Here is a 20632-nt window from a genome sequence, read left to right as displayed (position 1 = left end):
GTTACAAGGAATGGCTTCCACTCCGAGCGTTTTAGGGGCATTTTGGCGAAAACAGGCCCAAAACACAACCATCTTTTACTATTCGGAATTCGCTATACTAGTTGGTGTTTGCCAAAATTAGCTAGGTCGGGAAGGGATAATTCTGGAAAACCGACTAAGTTCAAAAGAGCATTGTAGTCTTAGGGTGAGCAACTAGTTCCGCGTTTTGAGGGCGTTTTCACAAAAACACCCTCAAAACGCAGAACGGCCATAACTCCTGCCCCTATCATAAATAAACACGCCCGCCTTTCATCTTAATTAAAGTCACAGTGGGCACCTGCCTGTTACCGAAAATCACCCAGGAAAACCACATAGTCTTTGCTTCCGTCAGTGACCCAACTGTCTAATTGGGCAGGGTCTTTCATTTGCTGCCCTCTTAGGCGCGGAACGGCCAGGTAACCGCATTTGAGATCAGGCAGGGCAGACATGTCACTCCAGAGCTTTTCTATCTGCGCCACGGGGTAAATATCCTCCTGCCCGTGTCCCCAACGGTATTTCACATCTTTGATGGTAACATAGGTAGGCATGCGGTGGGCCACATTTCTCACTGCCTTGGCAAGAACCACCTCCTCCCCTTTCAGGTCGGCGCGCGTAAGCCCGAACAGCGCAAGCAGCGGGTCAATCTGGATCCAGGTGGTCATGGTATTGTAGTAGCTCAGGTTGAGTTCATCTTCCTCGCGCGGCTGCGCCAGGCCCTCCAGCAGTCGCACCTTCCCGTTTACCCGGGCCAGTCCGCCGCCCCGGTCTTCTATGCGGCGGGGCACCACTTCAAAGGTAAGGGCATTACCCGATTCCAGATGGTAACCCAACGCGGCCGGATCCAAATCCGCTCCCAGGGTATCTATGTTGTGAAGCATGATAGTCTCCAACTGAGGATTTTCTTCCAATACCTGTGCCAGTACCCCGTTGCGTAGCAAATTAGACACTTCATACCAGTGGCCCAATGGTGAGAAGCGTTGCGAGGCAATGTTGTCTGTATAGTCAGCGCCTTCGCCTTTGCCCTTCGCCCAGGTGATCATAGCGGCTCTGCCTGCCTCGCGCACTTTCTGCTTGTTCTCATCCAGGGTTTCCTGCGGGGTCTCTTCCCATAAGAACCGAAGGTCACGTTCCATGGGCACGTAGCGTTGACCAATGGACCTGCCCGGCGACAAATACACCTGACCCTGGTAACCATATTTGCGGGTCAGGTCCAGGTGCTTTCGAATAGGCTCATGGGTAAGGTAACTGGTAGCCACTATATGAGGAACCAACGCGCCGTATCTGGCTGCAACTGCTTTGGTCTTGGCAAGGTGAATCTCAAGAAAACTGCGGTGCACCCCTTCCACCTCTATGAAAGGATTGAGGGCCTTTATCACCCCGGCCCCTTTGGTCCAGCGACTGCCAACCCCGGCAGCCAGGCTTAATACGGCCACCTGTCCTGCTTTCAAAGCATCCTGACCGGTACTGGTGGTACTGGTCAGAGTTTCCAGGGCTACAAAATCACCAGGCAGCACGTCTTGAATGGTGGTTTCATTAGGTAACCGGTTTCTGGAAAGCCCAATGTACCCTTTCTGCAATTGTTCCCTTATTTCTTCGTGCTGGATGTAGTCAAACCCATTTTCTTTTTTGATGCGGTCTGCTTTGTCGTTTTCCTGGGCCCGGTTGGTTTGGCTGGCGGGGTCAGAGACTTTGAACAGATTACTGATGATAGTGCGCAACAGCGGGTACGCCAGGTTGTTCTGCTCACAATGGGTAGTAAAGAAATCTATTTCGGCGCGGCGCACATAAGAAATGGATTGCGGGTCTTTGCGCACCAGCTCAGACACGTGTATGCCATAGTATTGCTCAGGCATAAGGGCTTCTGCGCCTTCGCGCAGGTAAGACCAGGAGCCCTTTTCATTGATGCGCCAATTATAGACCACTGGTTCCATGGCAAAGGGTAAAGAATCAGACAGCTCGGCTTTGGTGGTTCTTAAGATCTCCAGCACTTTGTGTTTGTGTTCTTCATAATGGTCTGGGTTCACAAACATGCCCATGCCGCCGCCAGACATACCGCCCAGCATTAAAAAGCCAAGGTAATTTTCCCCAAATTCTTTCTTTGCCCGTCTTATTATCTCCTCGGTAAAATGGGTGGAAGCCCAGGGAATAATGGTCTTGATGGGTGATTCAAAATTGAAAGCGGTATTGGCGGCTAGTTTCCGGATGTCGCCTTCTTTTAGGGCCTCCAGGATATTATCAAATACCTGGTTGGTTTGCTGGCGAGCCTCCCATTCCTTTTCACCCCGTAGCAGGTACTTCTCGGTAACCATTTCCAGCACAGGGCCCACGTTAGAGGCCATTCCCCCGTGCATGAGCACCAGGGAATTCATGAGCTTGTGGCCCATCTCTGGGTGGATGTCTTGGCCCTGCAATACCCGGTGCCGGGGCAGCAAAGTGCCACGGCTGATGCCGAATTCAGGGTCGCCCTCCAGAGCGAACGTGGCCTGGATGGCTTTAATGCCGGGCCATACCCCGCCGGAGTCTTGCCAGCCCCCACCGGAGCCCCCAATCCATTCACCCAAAATGGCCCTGGAGGCTACCAGTCGGCGTTCGCTTTCCTCCAAGCCGCCCACCAGATTCTTTGTCTGCCCCGTGGCCCGCATGAGCAAACTGATGATAGAACCCAGCAGGTTAGTGGAAACGGCAAACCTGGACCCCTTGGGTATGTTGTTCACCTTGGTTACCAGTTCCAACCCCATGCCGGGGGCCACAATACGGGCCAGGATGTCGGGCAGAGACTGGTTGGTGCCTTCAAAGGACGGCGGGATCAGGCCCGAGGCAATGACACCGGCTTTGATAAGGCTTAAGTAATCATTCCCGAAATTGAACAGATCATCCAGGTCCTTTATGTCTTTGGAGGTATTCAGGTCTATACTGGTCACCCGCAAGACCGGCTCCGGAATTACCCTCACGTATGATTGCAAAGGTGGCTTTATCTCCTGGTCACGACCGAATACGCCCAAGTCAATGGAAACATTCAGGACCCGCGCCCCTTCGGGGTAATCCATGCCCAGAAAGAAAATATCTGACCACCCGCTATGGGTAAGGTCCATGCGCACGGCCGTCTGCTCTTCTAGGACCGGGTAGAAAAGCGAGTTTTCTGGGCGCTGGAGCAGCCTCGGGCTTATTTTGATAGGGTGCTCCTCCTGGTGTCCTACCCTGAACATCCACTGGTTCCCTTTGCTGGAGCGCACACTTTTCCGGACCTGGTCTGCCAGGATCTGGAAAGAAAGATGATTGTAGCTTTCAGCTAAGCCACTGAACAAAGTGGCGTTGGCGCCATGGGTATCAATTTCCTTCAGAAACGTGGCAATGGCGTGCTCAAAGCGCCGGGCCAGCAAATCCTCAAAACCGGCATAAGGTATTTTTCCGGTGGCGGGCGTGGTGGAGGCTTCCATCAGGAAGAAACGGTAGCCGGCGAACAGGAAAAGGATAGCGCGCACCTTGTCATATAAACTGGGCGTTGCTTTCCTGAAATCATCCAGTTCCCGCAAAGCCTTGAACAAGTCTTTAGCTGAAAGACTGCGGCTCATGCTAAAAAAAGAGCGGTTCCTTTCTGCGGGATCTTTGGAAGTAATGGTTTGTATAAAAATATTCATCTACTTCTTTTCTAAGCAATTAAATGCGTCAGCGGTTTGCTCGTTGGTAGTGGTTAGGCCCTTGATTGTTTCCGCTGGTTCGCTTCGGCCAGAAGGTCTACCATGGAGGTAAGGGTTTCGTCATGGGCCTGGCCTGCCAGGCCTAACGCTATCTGGGCCTGCAGCAGACCCAGCTTTTTGCTAAGGTCATACCGGTTGCCTTTTACCTCCAGCGCCAGGTACTTCTCTGTGGTGGCCAGCTCCTGTAGTGCCGGGGTGAGCTGGGTGTTCTGGCTACCAGCCTCCAACTGGTTTTGCAAAATTTGGAAAACCGCCGGCGTGAGCACGTGCATCCCGAAGAAGCAGAGGTAATAGCCACTCCGTAAGCCCGGGGTCTGCAACTCCAGCTCAGCTGTGCTTAAAGAGGGCTTCTCAATGATTTTGTCTATCTGGAAAACGCCCCGTTGGTTGGGCATATGCTTTCCGGTGAGGGTACCGTACCGGTGGATTTGGTGCTCTACCGTGGGGTTGACCGCAGATACAGCGCAACCTTCCTGAACAGCCAGCGCAATGAGTTGCGCCGCGCAAGACTGGTCACGCACCTCAGAGACGTACAGGTGGTCGCCCAACATAAGCAGGAAAGGTTCCTCCCCTACAAACCCGCGGGCACAATACACCGCGTGCCCATACCCCAGTGGTTCGCTTTGCTCTATGAAATGGAGACGTTGGCGCAGTTGGTCTACCTTTTCTGCCTCCCGCTGGGCCCAGTCTGTGTTCTTGAAAGAGCTTAACAGGTTATTGCGCAAAGAAGCGAAGGCTTCCAGGTAGCGGGGGCCATCGCCGGGGGCGCAGACCACCCCTATTTCTTCAATGCCACTGGAGAAAGCTTCTTCAGCAATGATCTGAATGACCGGTTTGGCAAAACCGTCCAGGTCCACTACCGGGAGCATTGCCTTCTGCACGGTATCAGCCACAGGGTACAACCGCTCGCCACGTGCTGCCGCGGTGATAACAGCTTTTCTTATTTTCATGAAATGAGGATAGGTAGAGTAAAGAGAACAATCAACGTGCTTCCAAAGATACTGATTTCAGGGTTTCCTGTACCGGGCCCCACCAGAACCTTTTGGCGGCAAAGGTAAATCACATTCTCTACCCCGTGGGCTAAGGTTTTGGCTTCCGTATTAATCACAGTTGGTTCGGTTTATCACAGAAAACACGGGGTAACTCCGTAATCTGACGCATTTTGGAAAAAGAAAAAAAAACAGACGCGTATATTCGTTTTATTGGTATTGACCTAACCTTTAGAAGGCAATGGAGAAATGTGATTTTATTCTGTCGGCGTTACTAGCCAAGGTGGGAAGCTACCGGGAGCCTGAGGACCATCCTACCCTTTCTAAGGACATAGCGGCAGACCTGGACCTTCCCTTAGTAGATGTACTAGATTTATCACAGAATCTGGCGGAGGAAGGGTTAGTAAAAATCAGCCTACTCTACAATCCGCCCCTTCTATACCTTACCTATGCCGGGCTTTCCCGGGCCCGCAGGTTAGCGCTGGCACTGTATACTCTCTGCTTTGGAGTCTATGAGGTATTTCCTGCCTGAACTTTACAAATGCCATTAATCCTTGGCAGAGATCACCACATTCTTAGGCAGCCTTATGTAAAAGGTGGTGCCTTTGTTTTCCTCGCTGTCAAACCAAACTACTCCTTTGTGCCATTCCACAATGGTTTTTACAATAGACATGCCCAGGCCAACAGACTGCTCCCCTTTTAATCCTGGTCTGCGGGCATCTGTAAACTTATCAAATAGGGTGGCTTTATACTTCTCAGGAATTCCAATACCCGTGTCTGCTACCTTTACCAATACGCTTTGCTCTTCCTCCTCTACGCTAACAGATATTTTGCCTCCGTCTGGGGTGAACTTGAGCGAGTTGGAGATCAGGTTGGTGAGAACCTGCATAAACTTGAGGTCATCTAACTCAATAAAGATCTTTTCGCTAGAGGAAAAGAAATCAATCTTCTTTCCAATAAGGTCGCCTTTGGCCCCCTCATATTCCTCCATGGCTTCTTTGAGTTTTTCTACCATGTTTACCCTTCTGGTCACTACCTCTATTTTGGAAGACTCCAAAAATTCCTGGTTCATAAACTCCAGCAGCAGGTGACCGCTTTGTTTACTGCTTCGCTCAATAATGTTGATCATGTGCAGGGAGTCTTCATGCACACTGGTATTCAGGTCTTCGGCCAGTTGCGCGGAAAGGGTATGGATCATGGCCAGGGGCCCGGCCAGGTCATGAGCCAGGATGTTGAGGATGGAGTTTTTCTTGTTGGAGAATTTTTTGAGGTGATCATTGTACAGCCGCTGGGCAGTAATGTCTTCGGCGTGGCCGATGATGAGTTTTTTGCCTAGCGCCTCGTTTAGCACTGACGGGTGCACACATACCCACTGTTCTTCCTGGTCTGGAAACTGAACCCTGAATTCTAAAGCGTTGCAGTGGCCCCGCTGCAAGAGTTCTTTCAACATTTCCTGCACATATCCCTGGTCCTCTGGGTGCACCGTATGCAGCAATACCTCTGGGTGGGTTTTTATCTGATGCAGTGCAAAAGCCTTTCTAAAGGCAGGGTTCTGGTAAGTGAACCGGTGGCTGCTTATGTCATAGGCAAAAAAGGCCTGTCCGGTTTGCTCAATCAAACTTTGGTAAAAACCAGAATCAGTGTTCATGGGTATTTTGAATAAAGGTGATGTACTCGTGCAGAGGTATCGCTCAATTGTACCGGTTTTTATACGGAAAAGTTTAGCCGCCTCAGGCTGGTCCGTTTGTAATCTGCGCCTTTCTCCGGGGGTTCTGTTTGCATTTCTATTTCCTTAGAACCCTATCGGGAAAGATCGAAGACATAAAAAAAGGCCGCCCCGATTGCTCAGGGCGGCCTTTCACCTTTTCACTGATGGAAGCTTAGAAACCGCTTACGTTCAAACGACCGCCAGTTACGCATTTACCAGACAGGGAAGCAGTAGGTACTGCGCTGCTCAGGATCGCGTTCTTGATAGCTGCGGCTGTAGAACCTGGGTGAGAGGCTGCATACAAAGCTACACCACCAGTTACGTGCGGGGTTGCCATAGACGTACCGTTGTAAGAAGACAACGTGTTGTAGGCAGTAGAAGACCAGATAGCAGAACCAGGAGCTCCAATATCAACAGTAGTAGCACCGTAGTTAGAGAAAGAAGACTTGGCACCAGTGTTGGTAATAGCGGCTACGGCAATGATGTTGGCATTGGTCATGTTAGATGGGTAGCTGGCTACGGCATCATTGTTATCACCTACTCCATCAGAACCACCGTTACCAGCGGCTGCTATGAACAGAATGTTTTTAGCGTTGGCGCGCTCAACCGCATCATACAATGCCTGAGAATAGCCACCGCCACCCCAAGAGTTGTTAGAGGCTACAATGTTCATACCATGACGGGTTTTCAGGTCAGTCAGGTAATCAACGGCTTTTACTGCGTTGGCAGTGTTACCACCTCTGCGGCCCAGGAACTTACAAGAGATCATGGTCACATTCCAGTTCACGCCAACTACGCCAGTGCCATTGTTTTTAGCACCAATGGTACCAGCCACGTGCGTACCGTGGTCATCGGTTCCACCGCTAGAGCCACCGTCATATACCTGGCTGTTGTTTCCGTCAAAATCCCATCCGTTTACATCATCAATGTAACCGTTGCCATCATTGTCAACACCATCAATTGGGTCATATGGGTTCACCCAAATCTGTCCTTGTAATTCAGGGTGAGTGGTTTGCACACCTTCGTCAATGATACCTACTACCACAGAGGCAGAACCGGTGTTACCAGCAGCCCAAGCCTCGGCAGCCTGGCTACCATACTGGTTAGCTGGCGAAGAAGCGTCACCGTACATTCCCCAAAGGTTACCGTTGGTGAAGTAGGTGTCTGTAGAGGCAGCTTGGTGATGGTATACATAGTTTGGTTCTGCATACTCTATGTTAGTCTCACCTTTGATTTTGCCAATTGCTTCTAACGCGGCCATGGGGGTATGCACCAGCGTAATACCTTCTTTGTCACCGAACCGTTCCATGGTTCTGGTAAGGATTCTTTCTTTCACGCTTCCGCCAATGCGGGCCAAAACTGCTGATCTCACATCATCAGATACACCAGCCTTGAACTTAACGAGCACTTCGTTAGGCACTATCTCCTGACCGGCCGACTTGGCATCCTGCGCCTGTTGGGCAGCAGATACTCCTTCAGTCTCCATTAATTGATCGGTCTGACAGCCTGTTAAAAAGGCAACGGATAACGCAGCAGCTGCCATGGCAGACTTACCAACTGTAAGGTACTTTTTCTTCATGTTAGTTTGGTGTGGTTAAGGTTAGTTATAAATGTTAATCTAATTGACGAAATATAAAGATGAATTTAAAGGAAAGAGTATCTAAAAAAGTAACATCTGAAAAACAATCAAAAAACTATATTATTTAAATAAAAACTGTCTGAATAACTTAATTCACCACTCTGTTTAACAAATTTCAAAGTCAAAAATAGCCAAAAAGTAACAATAGTTTTTTATCTATATATACCTATAAATTGGTATTTGATGAACCAACTCCTCTTTTTAAAGAAAAGTTCTTGCTCTTTACTACTTTTTGCTTTGCGTTTGAAGCTAGATGCAACCCACTGTGGCGACTTTAAAGGTTTACTTGAAGCAGGTTTTTCACTTGGTAGTTAAAACCAATTTCACACATATCTTCATAATAACTTATAATATAGCGTTTTATGGCCGTTTTTCTAAAAACAGGCTTAAAACGGAATTTATGAAAACTGCCTTTCAGGCTCTGCTAGACCGGCATATTAAGCATGTAGAAATTTTCTGCCACTATTATTATTGTATGGCGCCTGTTTCGTTCTAGCCAAGATCAATAAAGCTCTCTCTATTATATAAGGTGAGGCCTAGCCTTTATCTACTTCTGTCGTGTCTCTGCCTTGCGTAGGAATCTGCTAATACCGCGGGTCTTTCTGGAACGGGAGCTTGGCCATCTTCTCCACCTCCAGACTGGGGAACCCGAACTCCTCCACCACCTTTCCATATAACAGGTACACGCCATTTCCCTTAAAAGGCCAGGCTTTGAGGCTGGGCGGGAAATGCACGGTGTCAAAGAAATCTCCGGCGTGGTCCAGAAACGTACCGAACTGCATGATCTCGCCCCGCACGGTGCGCACATATTTAGTAGCTACCAGTACCCCCATCATGCGCACCGTCTGCCCCAGAAACGCCAGCAGGTCCTTGGCCGGCACATCGCCCCGCTCCTGGGTCTGCAACAGATCAAAGTATGAGCAGGTTACCGGGAAACCCAGCAACTCCATCTCATCATAGGCGTCTTCTATAAAGGTGTGGGTGAGCACAGGTAGCGTGAAGGTTTTGGCCGGAGCCTGGAACAGCAAGGCTACCCCCTGGGCCGGAACCTTGTGGCCCAGCAGCAGGTGTGCTTCCCAGAGCAAGGTCTTCTTGTCCAGGCCCGTGAACCGCAGGCCCTGCACCCGTACCAGAATCAGGAGTTGTTCCAGCGTGATCTGGCTGCGCCTTACAAATTCCTCCAGGGTAGTGAAAAGGCCACTCTCTTCCCGCTCGGTTACCAGCTTAAAGGCCATTTTCTGCTCCAGGTTCTGCACGTGCACCAGCCCCAGGTAAACATCGGTTCCCTTGATAGACGTATAGTAGTTGCTGTGGTTCACGCAGGGCAGATGTAGGGTTGCGCCCGCTTTCTGGGTCTGCTGCACATACACCCACGTGCGGTAAAAGCCCCCGAAGTTGTTGATCACGGCCACCATGAACTCCAGCGGATAATAGGTTTTCAGGAACAGGCTCTGGTAACTCTCCACGGCAAAGGAGGCTGAGTGCGCCTTGGAGAACGAGTACCCCGCAAACGACTCCACCTGCCGCCAGACCTCTTTGGTGATGTGTTCTGGATAGCCCTTGGCCCGGCAGTTGTCAAAGAACTTGTCTACCAGCTTTTGGAACTCGGCCTTGGACCGGTACTTGCCGCTCATGCCCCGGCGCAGCACATCGGCGTCTGCCAAGTCCAGCCCCGCGAAATGGTGACAGACCTTGAGCACGTCCTCCTGGTACACCATCACGCCGTAGGTCTCGGCTAGCTGCTCACCCATGACCGGGTGTAGGTGCTGGATCTGCTCTGGGTGATGGAACCGCTGGATGTAGGTTTTCATCATGCCACTCTTGGCCACGCCAGGCCTGATGATAGAGCTGGCCGCCACCAGGGACAGATAGTTGTCGCAGCGCAGCTTGGTGAGCAAACCCCGCATGGCCGGACTCTCTATATAAAAGCAGCCAATGGTGTCGCCGGACCTGAGTTGCTCTTTTACTTTCTCGTCGGTCTTGAACCGGGCCACGTCATGGGCGTCAACCTTTATGCCCTGGTTCTGCTGCACCAGCTGCACGCATTCTTTAATATGGCCAATGCCGCGCTGGCTCAGAATATCCAGCTTCTCAAAACCTATGCTCTCGGCTACGTACATGTCCCACTGGGCGGTAGGAAGGCCTTTGGGCGGAAGGTCCAGGGCGGTGTAGTTGTAAATGGGTTCCTCTGAGATGAGCACACCCCCCGCATGGATAGAGCGCACGTTCGGGAAATCAGTGAGCATTTGCCCGTACCGGAAAATCTCTTTGGTGAGATGGTTAGCGTTGGCCGGGGCCTGCGGCTGGGCGACCAGCGCATCCAGCTCGGTCTTCGGCAGGCCGTACACTTTCCCCAGCTCGCGCAGAATAGAGCTCTGCTGAAACGTGACCATGGCTCCTAGCAGGGCGGTGTGGTCACGGCCGTAGCGCTTGAAGATATAGTCCAGCACCTCGTTCCGTTCGTCCCAACTGTAGTCAATGTCAAAGTCGGGTGGACTTGTACGCTTAGGGTTGAGGAAACGCTCAAAGTAAAGGTCCAGCTCAATGGGGTCAACGTCTGTGATATGCAGGCAGTAAGCTACCACGCTATTGGCTCCGCTCCCGCGCCCCACATGGTAAAAGCCCCGGCTCATGGAATACCGAATCACATCCCAGGTGATGAGAAAGTACGAACAGAAGCCCAGCTTGTCTATGATGGCCAACTCATGCGCCACCCGTTCCTTGGCTATTTTGTGCTGCGCGCCGTAGCGGTTCCGGAGGCCGTCCCAGGCCAGCTTCTCCAGCAGTTGCTTATCATCATAGTCGGTGCCGGTGAAGGTGAGTTTGTTGCGGCGCACCTTAAAGTCAAAGGTGAACGCGGCTTCTTTCACCAGTTGCTCGGCGTGCAGGAGGAGCTCCGGGAACTGCGCGCATTGCTGCAGGATTGCCTGACAGGGCGCAAAGCAGGAGCCTTCCGGGGCCAGGCCATGCTGCGCCTCCAACTGGCTCAGGAGAATATTGTTGTCAATGGCGCGCAGGTGGCGGTGCAGGTGCACGCCTTCAGTGTCTTTGCAGGTAAAGAGCGGGTAAAGGAGCAGCCTCACCCCATTCCGCCTCAGGCCTGAGTACAGCAACTGGTTCACCTCTTCGGGGCATACACCCACGTACTCATTCTCCCGCAGCGGTTGTTTCTGGAGAAGTGCCTTGGCCCGCGCGAACGGGTAAATGATCACCGCCTGCGAAAACGCGGGCGGCACCTCGGGCAAAGGCTGGTGCTTTAACAGGTAGCTGCTCAGAAACGTGTTCAATTCCCGCAACCCTTCATGGTTCTGCGCTATGCCTGTGTACAGCACCTGCTGCTCCCGCCTAAACTCAATGCCCACCAACGGCTGCAGCCCCTGCGCCTCACACGCCTTAATAAACGGGAACACCCCGGAAGTGGCATTAATATCCGTTAAAGCCAGCGCCGAGTATCCCCGCGCCTTCGCCTCGGCGGCCAGTTCCTCCACAGACAGGGTTCCGTAGCGCAGACTATAATATGAGTGGACGAAGGCTAACATTCAATTAGTAGCAAGTAGCGCGTATCAAGTAGCACGACTTATGTTTAACATAATTTTGCAAATTAGAACAAGCATGCTTGTGGGCTCTCGGATTGCTCCGATCTAACTTCAACTCAGACCCCTGGAAGATCTTGTTGGAAAAATGAGCAGGTAGATACTCTGAGCCGCTGGTTTAGGCCCGTTTTTGGAAAAACAGCCTCGAAACGCAGTAGCGCAGTTCCTTCTCCCTGAGGGAGAAGATTAGGATGCGGGGAAAGAAGCTTCTGATAAAAAAGCCTCAGTTATAAAATGGGTGCTACCACATGGAAATTACTGCTTCCTCCGCTCTTCCGGATTTGCAATCCGGAAGCAGTTGAAAGAGGGATTTGGAATCCCCTTGCCCCCGCTATTCCGACTAACAGAGCCGTTTCTTTTCCTTGGCCTGTCCCCTGATAGGCCAGGGGATATGGGAAGCTGTTGCCTCGCGCTCCTTTGCTCTTTCGTGCTTCCACTCTGGAAGTAAGCTGCTTTGGATTTCACCCCCTTCTTATAACCGTGGCTCCCGATGGAGTAGAACTCCTCAGCAGGTTCTTTCGGGAGTGGAACTCCCGAAAAGCAAAGGGTGAAGAAGCATTCGATAACAGTTGAATAAGCCTTTGCCCATGAATTACCGCTGCCCCTCACCCTACCCCTCTCCCCCGGGGAGAGGGAATACCGCTTATTGCGTTTTGGGGTTGTTTTGAAGAAAACGACCTCAAAACGCCTATCCCCACATTTTCAAATCCTCAAACCCCTACCGCCCGCTTTACCGCCTCCCCGCCGTACCGATGCCTGATTTTGTCCATGGCTTGGTAGAGGCTGGCCAATTGAGTGGTGTCTTCAAAGAGGTCTATCTGCTGGAAGCCCTGCACCAGGTTACTCAGGCGCACGCCCAGCAGCCGAATGAGCAAGCGGCGGTTGTAGAGTTTCTGGAACAGCTCTTTGGCTTTTCTGATAAGGATATGGTCTGAGGCGTTATAGGGAATGGAGATCTGCTGGGTGTGGGTGTCAAAATTGGCGTACCTGATCTTGACCGTGATGCAGCCGGCCAGCTTGCCTTGCTGGCGCAGGTCATAGGCCAGGCCTTCGGTCATGGACACCAGCAGGCTGTTGAGCAAAGCCAGGTCAGTGGTATCGGTGGCGAAGGTCTGCTCTGTGCTGATGGATTTCTGCTCACTGTAGGGCACCACTGGCGCGCGGTCAATGCCGTTGGCCTTCTCCCAGATATGGACGCCCTCCTTGCCCAGCACCTTCTGCATCATCTCCACCGGAATCATGGTGAGCACCTCAATGGTAGGAATGCCCATGTTGCGCAACAGGTGGTAGTTCTTCTGCCCCACCCCAGGAATCTTCCGGATGGAGAGCGGCGCCAGAAACGGCTTCACCTCTGCCTGGCACACCTGCAGCGCTCCGTTGGGCTTGGCCTGCCCGGTGGCAATCTTAGACACCGTCTTGTTCACTGATAAGCCGAAGGAAATGGGCAGGCCTGTCTCTTTCATGATAGTGCTGCGGAGCTCGTTCGTCCATTTCCAGGTGCCCACAAACTTGTCCATGCCGCTCACGTCCAGGTAATGCTCGTCAATAGAAGCTTTTTCATAGAGCGGGGCCTTGTCGGCGATGACCTGGGTGACCTTGTTGGAGTAGTCGCTGTAGGCCTCCATGTCACCGCGCAGCACAATGGCCTCTGAGCAAAGCTGACGGGCCATCTTCATAGGCATGCCGGCGTGCACGCCAAAGAAACGGGTCTCATAACTGCAACTGGCCACTACGCCTCTGTCTGAGAGGCCGCCAATGATAATGGGTTTTTGCTGGAGCTGGGTGTTGCGTAAACGCTCTACTGACACGAAAAACGTGTCCAAATCCAAATGAGCAATGGTGCGATTGTCTGTTACCAACATATTCTTCCGGGAAAAGCTAAAACCAAGAGCCTCTTAAAAGCTAATTATGTTAGCAAATACGGAAGTTAGATATAGAAAAGCTAAATATATGAGAGTTATTTATTCACAAACTTACTAACATATTTAGCAATATAGATTTATAGAATTTAGGTAGCGAGCAAACATTGACTGGGCGCAGGGAGTCTAGGCAGCAGGAAGTGTCCCTCTAACCTATGAGCACCATGCACTAGTTAGCCATCAGGCGAAAGCCTTTTTAACGTCTTGGTTACTTGCTTGTACTGAGAAGAAAGGAAAGCTATTTTAGGCCCGTTTTCCCGAAAATGTGCCTAAAACGCTATTTGGAGTTGAGGGCCGGGGTTACGTAATTGCCCAGCGTGCTTTCATATTCATCAATGGCCATCACCGACATTTGCCGGGAGTCATAGGGTTTGAGCACGTTATACCATTGTTTTTCTTCCAGGCGGTTGTTCAGCCAGATTTCCTCGGCCTGTGGGGTCAGGATCACGGGCATGCGGTCATGGTAGGGCTCCACTGCTTCATTGGCCCCAGTGGTGATAATGGAGAAATACGGCACCAACTCCCCGGTATCGGGCAGCAGGCTTTCGCGCCACAGGCCGGCCAGGCCGAAGGGTTCCTCATTTTTGAGCGTGAAGCGGTATTTCTGTTTGTGGGGTTTCGCTTTCCTGGCTCGGCTTTTCTCCTCTTTGCTCCGGATGGGGTTCCCGAACAAGTCCAGCCCCAGATCTACCGGAGCCGGTGCATTTGCTGAGGGTTCCTCGATTTCTTCCTCCAGTTCTTTCCACTCAAAGAAGCCGTCCACGGGAATAATGCAGCGGTGGTCTGGCAATAGCGCCTTGAACCGCGGAATGTACAGCAGGTTTTCCTGCCGCACGTTGAAGGGCAGCGTAGGCTTGCCGTCGGGTTCCTTTTCGGGCGAAGCCCAGGTAGCCATAATGGCTTTGGGGGCATTGGGGATAATGACCGGCAATTTCTGTGAGGGCCGCGCGTCAAAGTTGGGCTCAAAGGCTAGCCCCTCCAGTTTGTCGGCAAACCGGTGCTCAAGGGGTACTTTCTTTTTACTGAAGGAATAGCGGCCACACATATGCGTTCACTTTAAGGTTATGGTTAAAGATATACGAAAAAGATACCCGGCCCAATGCGTTTTAGGGCCGTTTTCAGGAAAACAGCCCTAAAACAGCCGCTCTCTTAAAAGTGCTTTAGTTCCTACCCTTTCCATTTATGGTAAGATTCACACCTTGTATCAAAGACGTAATATCAAAGGCTATCTCTCCTTTATTTCTATTTCATGAATTCCTGGCAAGGGCAGAGATGAAGGAGCCTTAGCGAAACCCTTGCCCAAATACGCTTTTGAAGCTTACCGTTTGGTAGCCAATTGGGCTTCCAGGTGCTCCAGCAGTTGAGGGTTATCTGGGGTAAGGATCATTTTCTTCCCTTGGCGCGTCTCTATGATTAGTCGGTTGTTCCGTTGGGTGGCGTAGAACGTCATGCTGCCCAGGCCGGGGCTGTAGTATTTGCCGAAGTAACCGAAAAGCCCGCCTACCCCGAAGGTTCTGATGACCCCGTTCATTTCAGGACCGGCCAACGCCCTGATCTCCCGTATGTCCGTAAAGTTTATTCGTTTGTTTTGGGCGGGCCTTACTATTTCCAGGTAATTGGCCCCTACCCGATAGGATTGCGGGGCGTAAAGGTAACAACCCAGCAGAATAGCTGCCATGAACAACAGCAGCCCGCCGTGTATCAACAAAGTGGTCATATCATTCGGCGCAGCCGCCAGGGCTTTCACGCTTTTGTAACCTAGCGCTAAAAACAACAGCACGGTGCCGGCGGTGATTACCTTGGCAAAGGAATCCAGGGAGGCTTTGTATTCCATGGGTGGATAGACGGTAGGGTAATTAGCAGATTGCATCTGGCGTTTTGCCTGCGGGGCAGAGGTATCCGGTAAACTTACCCATTTTAGAGCAATTCCCAGACAGGCCCCGGCTACCAGGCAAGAGTCACCACCAGAATGCATGAAACATTCCTCTTCCTCCCAAGGGTAGCACCTGGTGTAGAGTTGAAAATACTTTTAGCCTAAAGTTTTAGCCAGTAACTCTTACCTTATTTAATGCACCACTGGTTTGCCCGCATCTTTCCAAGCCTTGAAGCCGCCATCCAGATGGGCAACGTTCTGGAAGCCCATCTTCTTTAAGGTGGCGGTAGCCAACGCGGAGCGGCCACCGGAGGCGCAGTGCAAGATCAGCCTTTTGTTTTTGTCGAACACTGGTTTATAGTAAGGCTGTGAAGGATCAGCATGGAATTCCAGCATACCGCGGGGCGCATGCACAGACCCGGCTATCTTTCCGTTTTGCGACAGTTCCTCGCTTTCCCGGAGGTCAATCAAAGTGACATCGCCTTTTGATAATTCTTCGCTCACCTGCTCCGGTGAGAGGTTCTCTATTTCCTGCTTGGCTTCTTTCACCAAATCAGTGGCAGATTTTTGTTCCATAACTACATAGCTATTTATAGTTTAATTTATTATTTATATAGTTATAGTATAGCGAAAGGGAATGGTTAAGGTTTGCTTTTGAAAGAAGAAAAACCTAGAACCTGACAGCAGGCCAAAGTCTTCCTGATTAATGAAGGAATACAGTTTCACAATTGGCCTTCAATACCAATTATACGCCAAGTATTTACTCATTAAGAAATCGCCTTTACCAGCATTACCCATTCCATTCCAAAAAATACCCAGTCCCTAAAAACAAAGTCGGCCGGGGAACGCTCCCGGCCGACTTTGTATCTCAGATTGTGTTTTACTCCTTCCAGGTCAGGTCTGTCAGCGCAATGGTATATTCTTTGGGCGTGTCACTATACATAAAAGAATAGCTAAGTGGATAGTAGCCGGGCTTCTGATAAGCGGAGGCCTGCGGGATAGGGATTTCTATGTTGGGCTTGGTATGGAGGTAATCCAGGGTAAACATGGGCTCATGGAAGATGAATTCCCCTTGGTAAGAACCCAGGATCATGGTTCTGGTAAAGGGTTGCCCGTTATACTGCGGCTCATTCCAATCTCCCCAATGCACGCCCATAGCAGGAACAATACCCGGGTCCATTACATATCTCCAGGGGACAAACTGCGCCGGAACGGGCGTGTCAAAATTAAAGCTGCCCGGCATGCCTGGGTCCATGCCCGGGATCGCCATCACTTCCTCCTCCGGAATCATATAAAAATGCAGATCAAAGTGGTCTACGTTGTAAATGCCAAAAGGCGGATGCCCTCCCGGGTTCCAGTCCAGGCTCACAAACTCATACAAGGTGGCCTCTGCCTGCTTGGGTAACCTGAGGGTAAACACCTTTGGCTCCATGCCCAGATTGTCTACTACCTTGGCAGAAATGTTAACCCCAACAGCCGTAGGCTCTCCCTCATCATTAACAGACACCCAGGCGCGGGCCACGCCCTTGCCCATAGGGGTAGCCGGCCCATAGAAAGTCTTTTCCTTCATCTTGTTAGACAGGCCTTGGGAAGCAACGGTGCTGGTTGGCTCCACTACCTCCTGCTCACTACATGCGGCCGAGAAAAGAAGAACTCCTGCCAACAGTATTTTGGCTATAAACCCTGGATAGCGTGCAATTTTTTCCATAAGTGAAACAGATTTAAGAATGAGTAAATGGGAAAGGTGAATTGGAAGGATTAAAATTTACCTATTTAAATAACATTTCCAATATTAATTTGACCTTTAACACTTACTTCATCTGCTTCATTGCTTCTGATGTAGCAAGGATAACCTTTGCAGGTGCAGAAGCGCCTTAGTGCCACAGAATTTCGGGCATAAAAAAAAGCCCGACAATGAGTCGGGCTTTTCTATAGTATAAGCAGGAAAGCTTATTTCACTTTCTCAACAATTCCGGTGAAAGCTTCTGGATGGTTCAAAGCTAAGTCAGCCAAAACTTTACGGTTCAGGTTGATGTTGGCTTTTTTCAAACCGCCCATAAACTGGGAGTAAGACAGACCGTTAATACGGGCTGCGGCGTTAATACGCTGGATCCAAAGAGCTCTGAAATCTCTCTTTTTCGCTTTTCTATCGCGGTATGCATAAAGCAAACCTTTTTCAACCGCGTTTTTGGCTACTGTCCAAACGTTCTTTCTACGACCAAAGTAACCTTTGGCCATTTTCATTATTCTTTTTCTTTTGTGACGGGCCGCCACAACGTTTACCGATCTAGGCATTTCTGAAATTTTTTGAGGCTGGTGATTTCGGTTTAATTCTTAGTTACCAGTTCTCGTTGAAACAATAATTAAATTGATTGGGTTAAGACGCAAGCATTCTTTTCACGTTCGCCTGGTCAGCTTCGCTAACTAAACCAATGTGAGTCAGATTTCTCTTCTGCTTGGTGGTCTTCTTGGTCAGGATGTGGCTTTTGTAAGCGTGTTTACGCTTTACTTTGCCAGTACCTGTCAGGGTGAATCGCTTCTTAGCCCCTGACTTGCTTTTCATCTTTGGCATTTGGGTGTATATAAAGTGTACTGTTATTTTTTCACTTTTGGTCCCAGGAAGAGGAACATTCGTTTCCCTTCCAGCTTAGGCAACTGCTCTACTTTGGCTACGTCTTCCAGGGCCTGGGCAAATTTAAGCAAAAGTAACTCGCCGCGCTCTTTAAAGACAATGGTACGTCCCACAAAGTGCACATAGGCCTTCACTTTTGCGCCTTCTGCCAGAAACTGACGGGCGTGCTTCAGCTTGAACTCGAAATCGTGGTCATCGGTGTTCGGACCGAACCTGATTTCTTTCATCACCACCTTAGTGGTTTTGGCCTTCATTTCCCGCTGCTTCTTCTTTTGCTCGTACTTGAACTTTGAATAGTCAATGATACGGCAAACCGGCGGATCTGCCTTTGGTGAAATCTCCACCAAATCAAGATTCTGTTCCGTTGCAAGACGGCGGGCTTGGTCTATGCTGTATACACCTGGCTCCACGTTCTCCCCCACTACCCGCACGTCGCGGACGCCGGTGATGCGCTGATTGATACGATAAGGTTCTTCGACCTTGCCACGTGGCACGTAGCGTCTGTTGTTAGTAGAAATAGTTGTACCTCCTAAAATTTAATATTTCACAATCAGGGTGCGAATATCGCGTTTTTCCCTTTTATATAAAAGAAATCTTCTATATTTTTTAACTAAGCATCTCGGCCAACACGGCTTTGAAGTTACTCACAAAGGCATCAATCGGCATGCTGCCCATATCGCCTAAGCCGTGTTTGCGCACGGACACAATGCCATTTTCCTGCTCTTTTTCCCCTACAATAATCATGTAAGGCACTTTGCTCACTTCAGCGTCTCTGATCTTACGGCCAATCTTTTCATCACGGGAATCAATGTACCCCCTGATGTCCTGCTCGGCCAATAACTCATTTACCTTGTGGGCATAGTCATGGAATTTCTCAGAAATAGGCAGAATGGCTACCTGGTCTGGACTTAACCACAACGGAAAATTACCGCCACAGTGCTCAATCAAGACAGCCACAAAGCGCTCCAGAGAACCAAATGGTGCCCGATGGATCATTACCGGACGGTGCTTCTCATTGTCTGAACCAATGTATTCCAGCTCAAACCGCTCCGGCAGGTTATAGTCTACCTGAATGGTTCCCAGCTGCCATTTACGGCCCAGGGCATCACGCACCATGAAGTCCAGCTTAGGTCCATAGAACGCAGCTTCGCCTAGTTCGGTTACCGTTGGCAGTCCTTTCTCTTGGGCGGCCTCTATAATAGAGCGCTCGGCTTTTTCCCATAGGTCATCTGAGCCAATGTATTTGGCCTTGTTTTCTGGGTCACGCAAGGAGATTTGGGCAGTGTAATCCTCAAAGCCCAGGGCCTTGAACACATACAACACCAGGTCAATTACTTTGGTGAACTCTTCCTTCACCTGGTCTGGACGGCAGAAGATGTGGGCGTCATCCTGGGTAAAGCCACGTACGCGGGTGAGGCCGTGCAACTCGCCGCTTTGCTCGTAGCGGTACACGGTGCCAAACTCGGCTAGCCGCACCGGAAGCTCTTTGTAAGACCTTGGGCGGGTCTTGTAGATCTCGCAGTGGTGCGGGCAGTTCATGGGTTTCAGGAAGAACTCCTCCCCTTCATTTGGCGTCCTGATCGGCTGGAAAGAATCCGCGCCGTATTTCTCATAATGGCCTGAGGTCACATATAATTCCTTAGAACCAATGTGTGGGGTTACCACCGGCTGGTAGCCGGCTTTCATCTGGGCCTTGCGCATGAACTGCTCCAGGCGCTCGCGCAGCATAGTGCCTTTGGGCAACCACAACGGCAAGCCCATGCCCACTTTCTCAGAGAAAGCAAACAGTTCCATTTCCTTGCCCAGCTTGCGGTGGTCACGACGTTTGGCTTCTTCCAGGCGCTCCAGGTACTCGGTGAGGTCCTTTTGCTTAGGGAAAGTGATGGCATACACGCGGGTCAGCTGCTTGCTCTTCTCATCGCCGCGCCAGTAGGCACCGGCCACGTTCATGAGCTTGGCGGCTTTAATAAACCCGGTGTTAGGGATATGCGGCCCACGGCAAAGGTCTGTGAAATTACCCTGGGTATAGAATGTAATAGTTCCGTCCTGCAGGTCTTTGAGCAGGTCCAGCTTGTAAGGATCGTTTTTCTCAGTGAAATACGCAATAGCCTCTTCCTTGCTCACCGCGCGGCGGGTAAACTCGCTTTTCTGGCGCGCTAGTTCCAGCATCTTCTGCTCAATAGCCGGGAAGTCCTCGCTGGAAAGCGTTTTATCGTCGGCTAAGTCAATGTCATAATAGAAGCCGTTCTCAATGGCGGGACCAATGCCCAACTTCACGCCGGGGTACAAAGCCTCCAGCGCCTCGGCCATTAAGTGGGCCGAAGAGTGCCAGTACGTAGCCTTGCCTTCGTCATCATTCCAGGTGAGTAGCTGGATGGTGGCGTTCTCAGTGATAGGACGGGTAAGGTCCCACACCTGGCCATTCACTTTCACGGCCAGCACGTTACGCGCCAGGCCTTCACTAATGGAGGCTGCAATCTCAATGCCGGTTACGCCATCCTGGTACTCACGGACCGAACCGTCTGGTAAGGTGATGTTAATCATATTGCACGTAGTAAACTTC

Annotated in this window: 15 protein-coding genes; 1 reads left to right on the top strand and 14 read right to left on the bottom strand. The window is 50.8% G+C overall.

All coding sequences use genetic code 11. The annotated features are described in order from the left end of the window. Window positions 1–323: 323 nt before the first annotated feature. The gene (locus tag TH63_RS07170) at window positions 324–3590 is read right to left on the bottom strand and encodes a UTP--glucose-1-phosphate uridylyltransferase (RefSeq protein ID WP_231583562.1); all 3267 of its coding nucleotides are present in this window, start codon (window positions 3588–3590) and stop codon (window positions 324–326) included. 119 nt (window positions 3591–3709) lie between these two features. Next, on the bottom strand, window positions 3710–4666 hold the full coding sequence (locus TH63_RS07165; protein WP_048920349.1) for a UTP--glucose-1-phosphate uridylyltransferase: 957 nt from the start codon (window positions 4664–4666) through the stop codon (window positions 3710–3712). 280 nt (window positions 4667–4946) lie between these two features. Between TH63_RS07165 and TH63_RS07160 the strand changes: the two genes are divergently transcribed. Next, entirely contained in the window at window positions 4947–5237 is a 291-nt protein-coding gene (locus TH63_RS07160) for a hypothetical protein (protein ID WP_048920348.1), read from the top strand. A gap of 15 nt (window positions 5238–5252) precedes the next feature. On the opposite strand, the gene TH63_RS07155 is transcribed toward TH63_RS07160, so the two are convergent. From TH63_RS07155 to thrS, 12 genes are all read right to left on the bottom strand, one after another. Further along, complete coding sequence (locus TH63_RS07155; protein WP_048920347.1) at window positions 5253–6353, bottom strand: PAS domain-containing sensor histidine kinase; 1101 nt, start codon at window positions 6351–6353, stop codon at window positions 5253–5255. A gap of 232 nt (window positions 6354–6585) precedes the next feature. Continuing rightward, on the bottom strand, window positions 6586–7992 hold the full coding sequence (locus tag TH63_RS07150) for a S8 family peptidase (RefSeq protein WP_048920346.1): 1407 nt from the start codon (window positions 7990–7992) through the stop codon (window positions 6586–6588). Between the two features lie 644 nt (window positions 7993–8636). Then, a complete protein-coding gene (locus TH63_RS07140; RefSeq protein WP_048920344.1) occupies window positions 8637–11591 on the bottom strand; it encodes a DNA polymerase III subunit alpha in 2955 nt (984 codons plus the stop codon). 764 nt (window positions 11592–12355) lie between these two features. Next, entirely contained in the window at window positions 12356–13507 is a 1152-nt protein-coding gene (gene dinB, locus TH63_RS07135) for a DNA polymerase IV (RefSeq protein WP_048920343.1), read from the bottom strand. A 334-nt stretch (window positions 13508–13841) separates the two neighbouring features. Next, entirely contained in the window at window positions 13842–14609 is a 768-nt protein-coding gene (locus tag TH63_RS19785; protein WP_053093752.1) for an SOS response-associated peptidase, read from the bottom strand. A gap of 273 nt (window positions 14610–14882) precedes the next feature. Next, window positions 14883–15398: a PH domain-containing protein gene (locus TH63_RS07125; RefSeq protein WP_197088653.1), complete on the bottom strand. Its 516-nt coding sequence runs from the start codon at window positions 15396–15398 to the stop codon at window positions 14883–14885. Between the two features lie 231 nt (window positions 15399–15629). After that, entirely contained in the window at window positions 15630–16013 is a 384-nt protein-coding gene (locus TH63_RS07120; RefSeq protein ID WP_048920341.1) for a rhodanese-like domain-containing protein, read from the bottom strand. 304 nt (window positions 16014–16317) lie between these two features. After that, window positions 16318–17145: a DUF5602 domain-containing protein gene (locus TH63_RS07115; RefSeq protein ID WP_048920340.1), complete on the bottom strand. Its 828-nt coding sequence runs from the start codon at window positions 17143–17145 to the stop codon at window positions 16318–16320. Window positions 17146–17387: 242 nt separating this feature from the next. Beyond that, on the bottom strand, window positions 17388–17732 hold the full coding sequence (gene rplT, locus TH63_RS07110) for a 50S ribosomal protein L20 (RefSeq protein ID WP_048920339.1): 345 nt from the start codon (window positions 17730–17732) through the stop codon (window positions 17388–17390). An 82-nt stretch (window positions 17733–17814) separates the two neighbouring features. Next, the gene (gene rpmI / locus TH63_RS07105; protein WP_048920338.1) at window positions 17815–18009 is read right to left on the bottom strand and encodes a 50S ribosomal protein L35; all 195 of its coding nucleotides are present in this window, start codon (window positions 18007–18009) and stop codon (window positions 17815–17817) included. Window positions 18010–18032: 23 nt separating this feature from the next. Continuing rightward, on the bottom strand, window positions 18033–18563 hold the full coding sequence (infC, locus tag TH63_RS07100; protein WP_225840869.1) for a translation initiation factor IF-3: 531 nt from the start codon (window positions 18561–18563) through the stop codon (window positions 18033–18035). Between the two features lie 112 nt (window positions 18564–18675). Continuing rightward, window positions 18676–20613 carry a threonine--tRNA ligase gene (gene thrS, locus TH63_RS07095; protein ID WP_048920336.1) on the bottom strand — a complete coding sequence of 646 codons (1938 nt, stop codon included), beginning with the start codon at window positions 20611–20613 and terminating at the stop codon, window positions 18676–18678. Window positions 20614–20632: the final 19 nt, after the last annotated feature.

The sequence above is a fragment of the Rufibacter radiotolerans genome (assembly GCF_001078055.1).
Classification (GTDB): domain Bacteria; phylum Bacteroidota; class Bacteroidia; order Cytophagales; family Hymenobacteraceae; genus Nibribacter; species Nibribacter radiotolerans.
The sequence above is the reverse complement of the archived record's forward strand: the minus strand, read 5'-3'. Positions and strand labels throughout refer to the sequence as shown.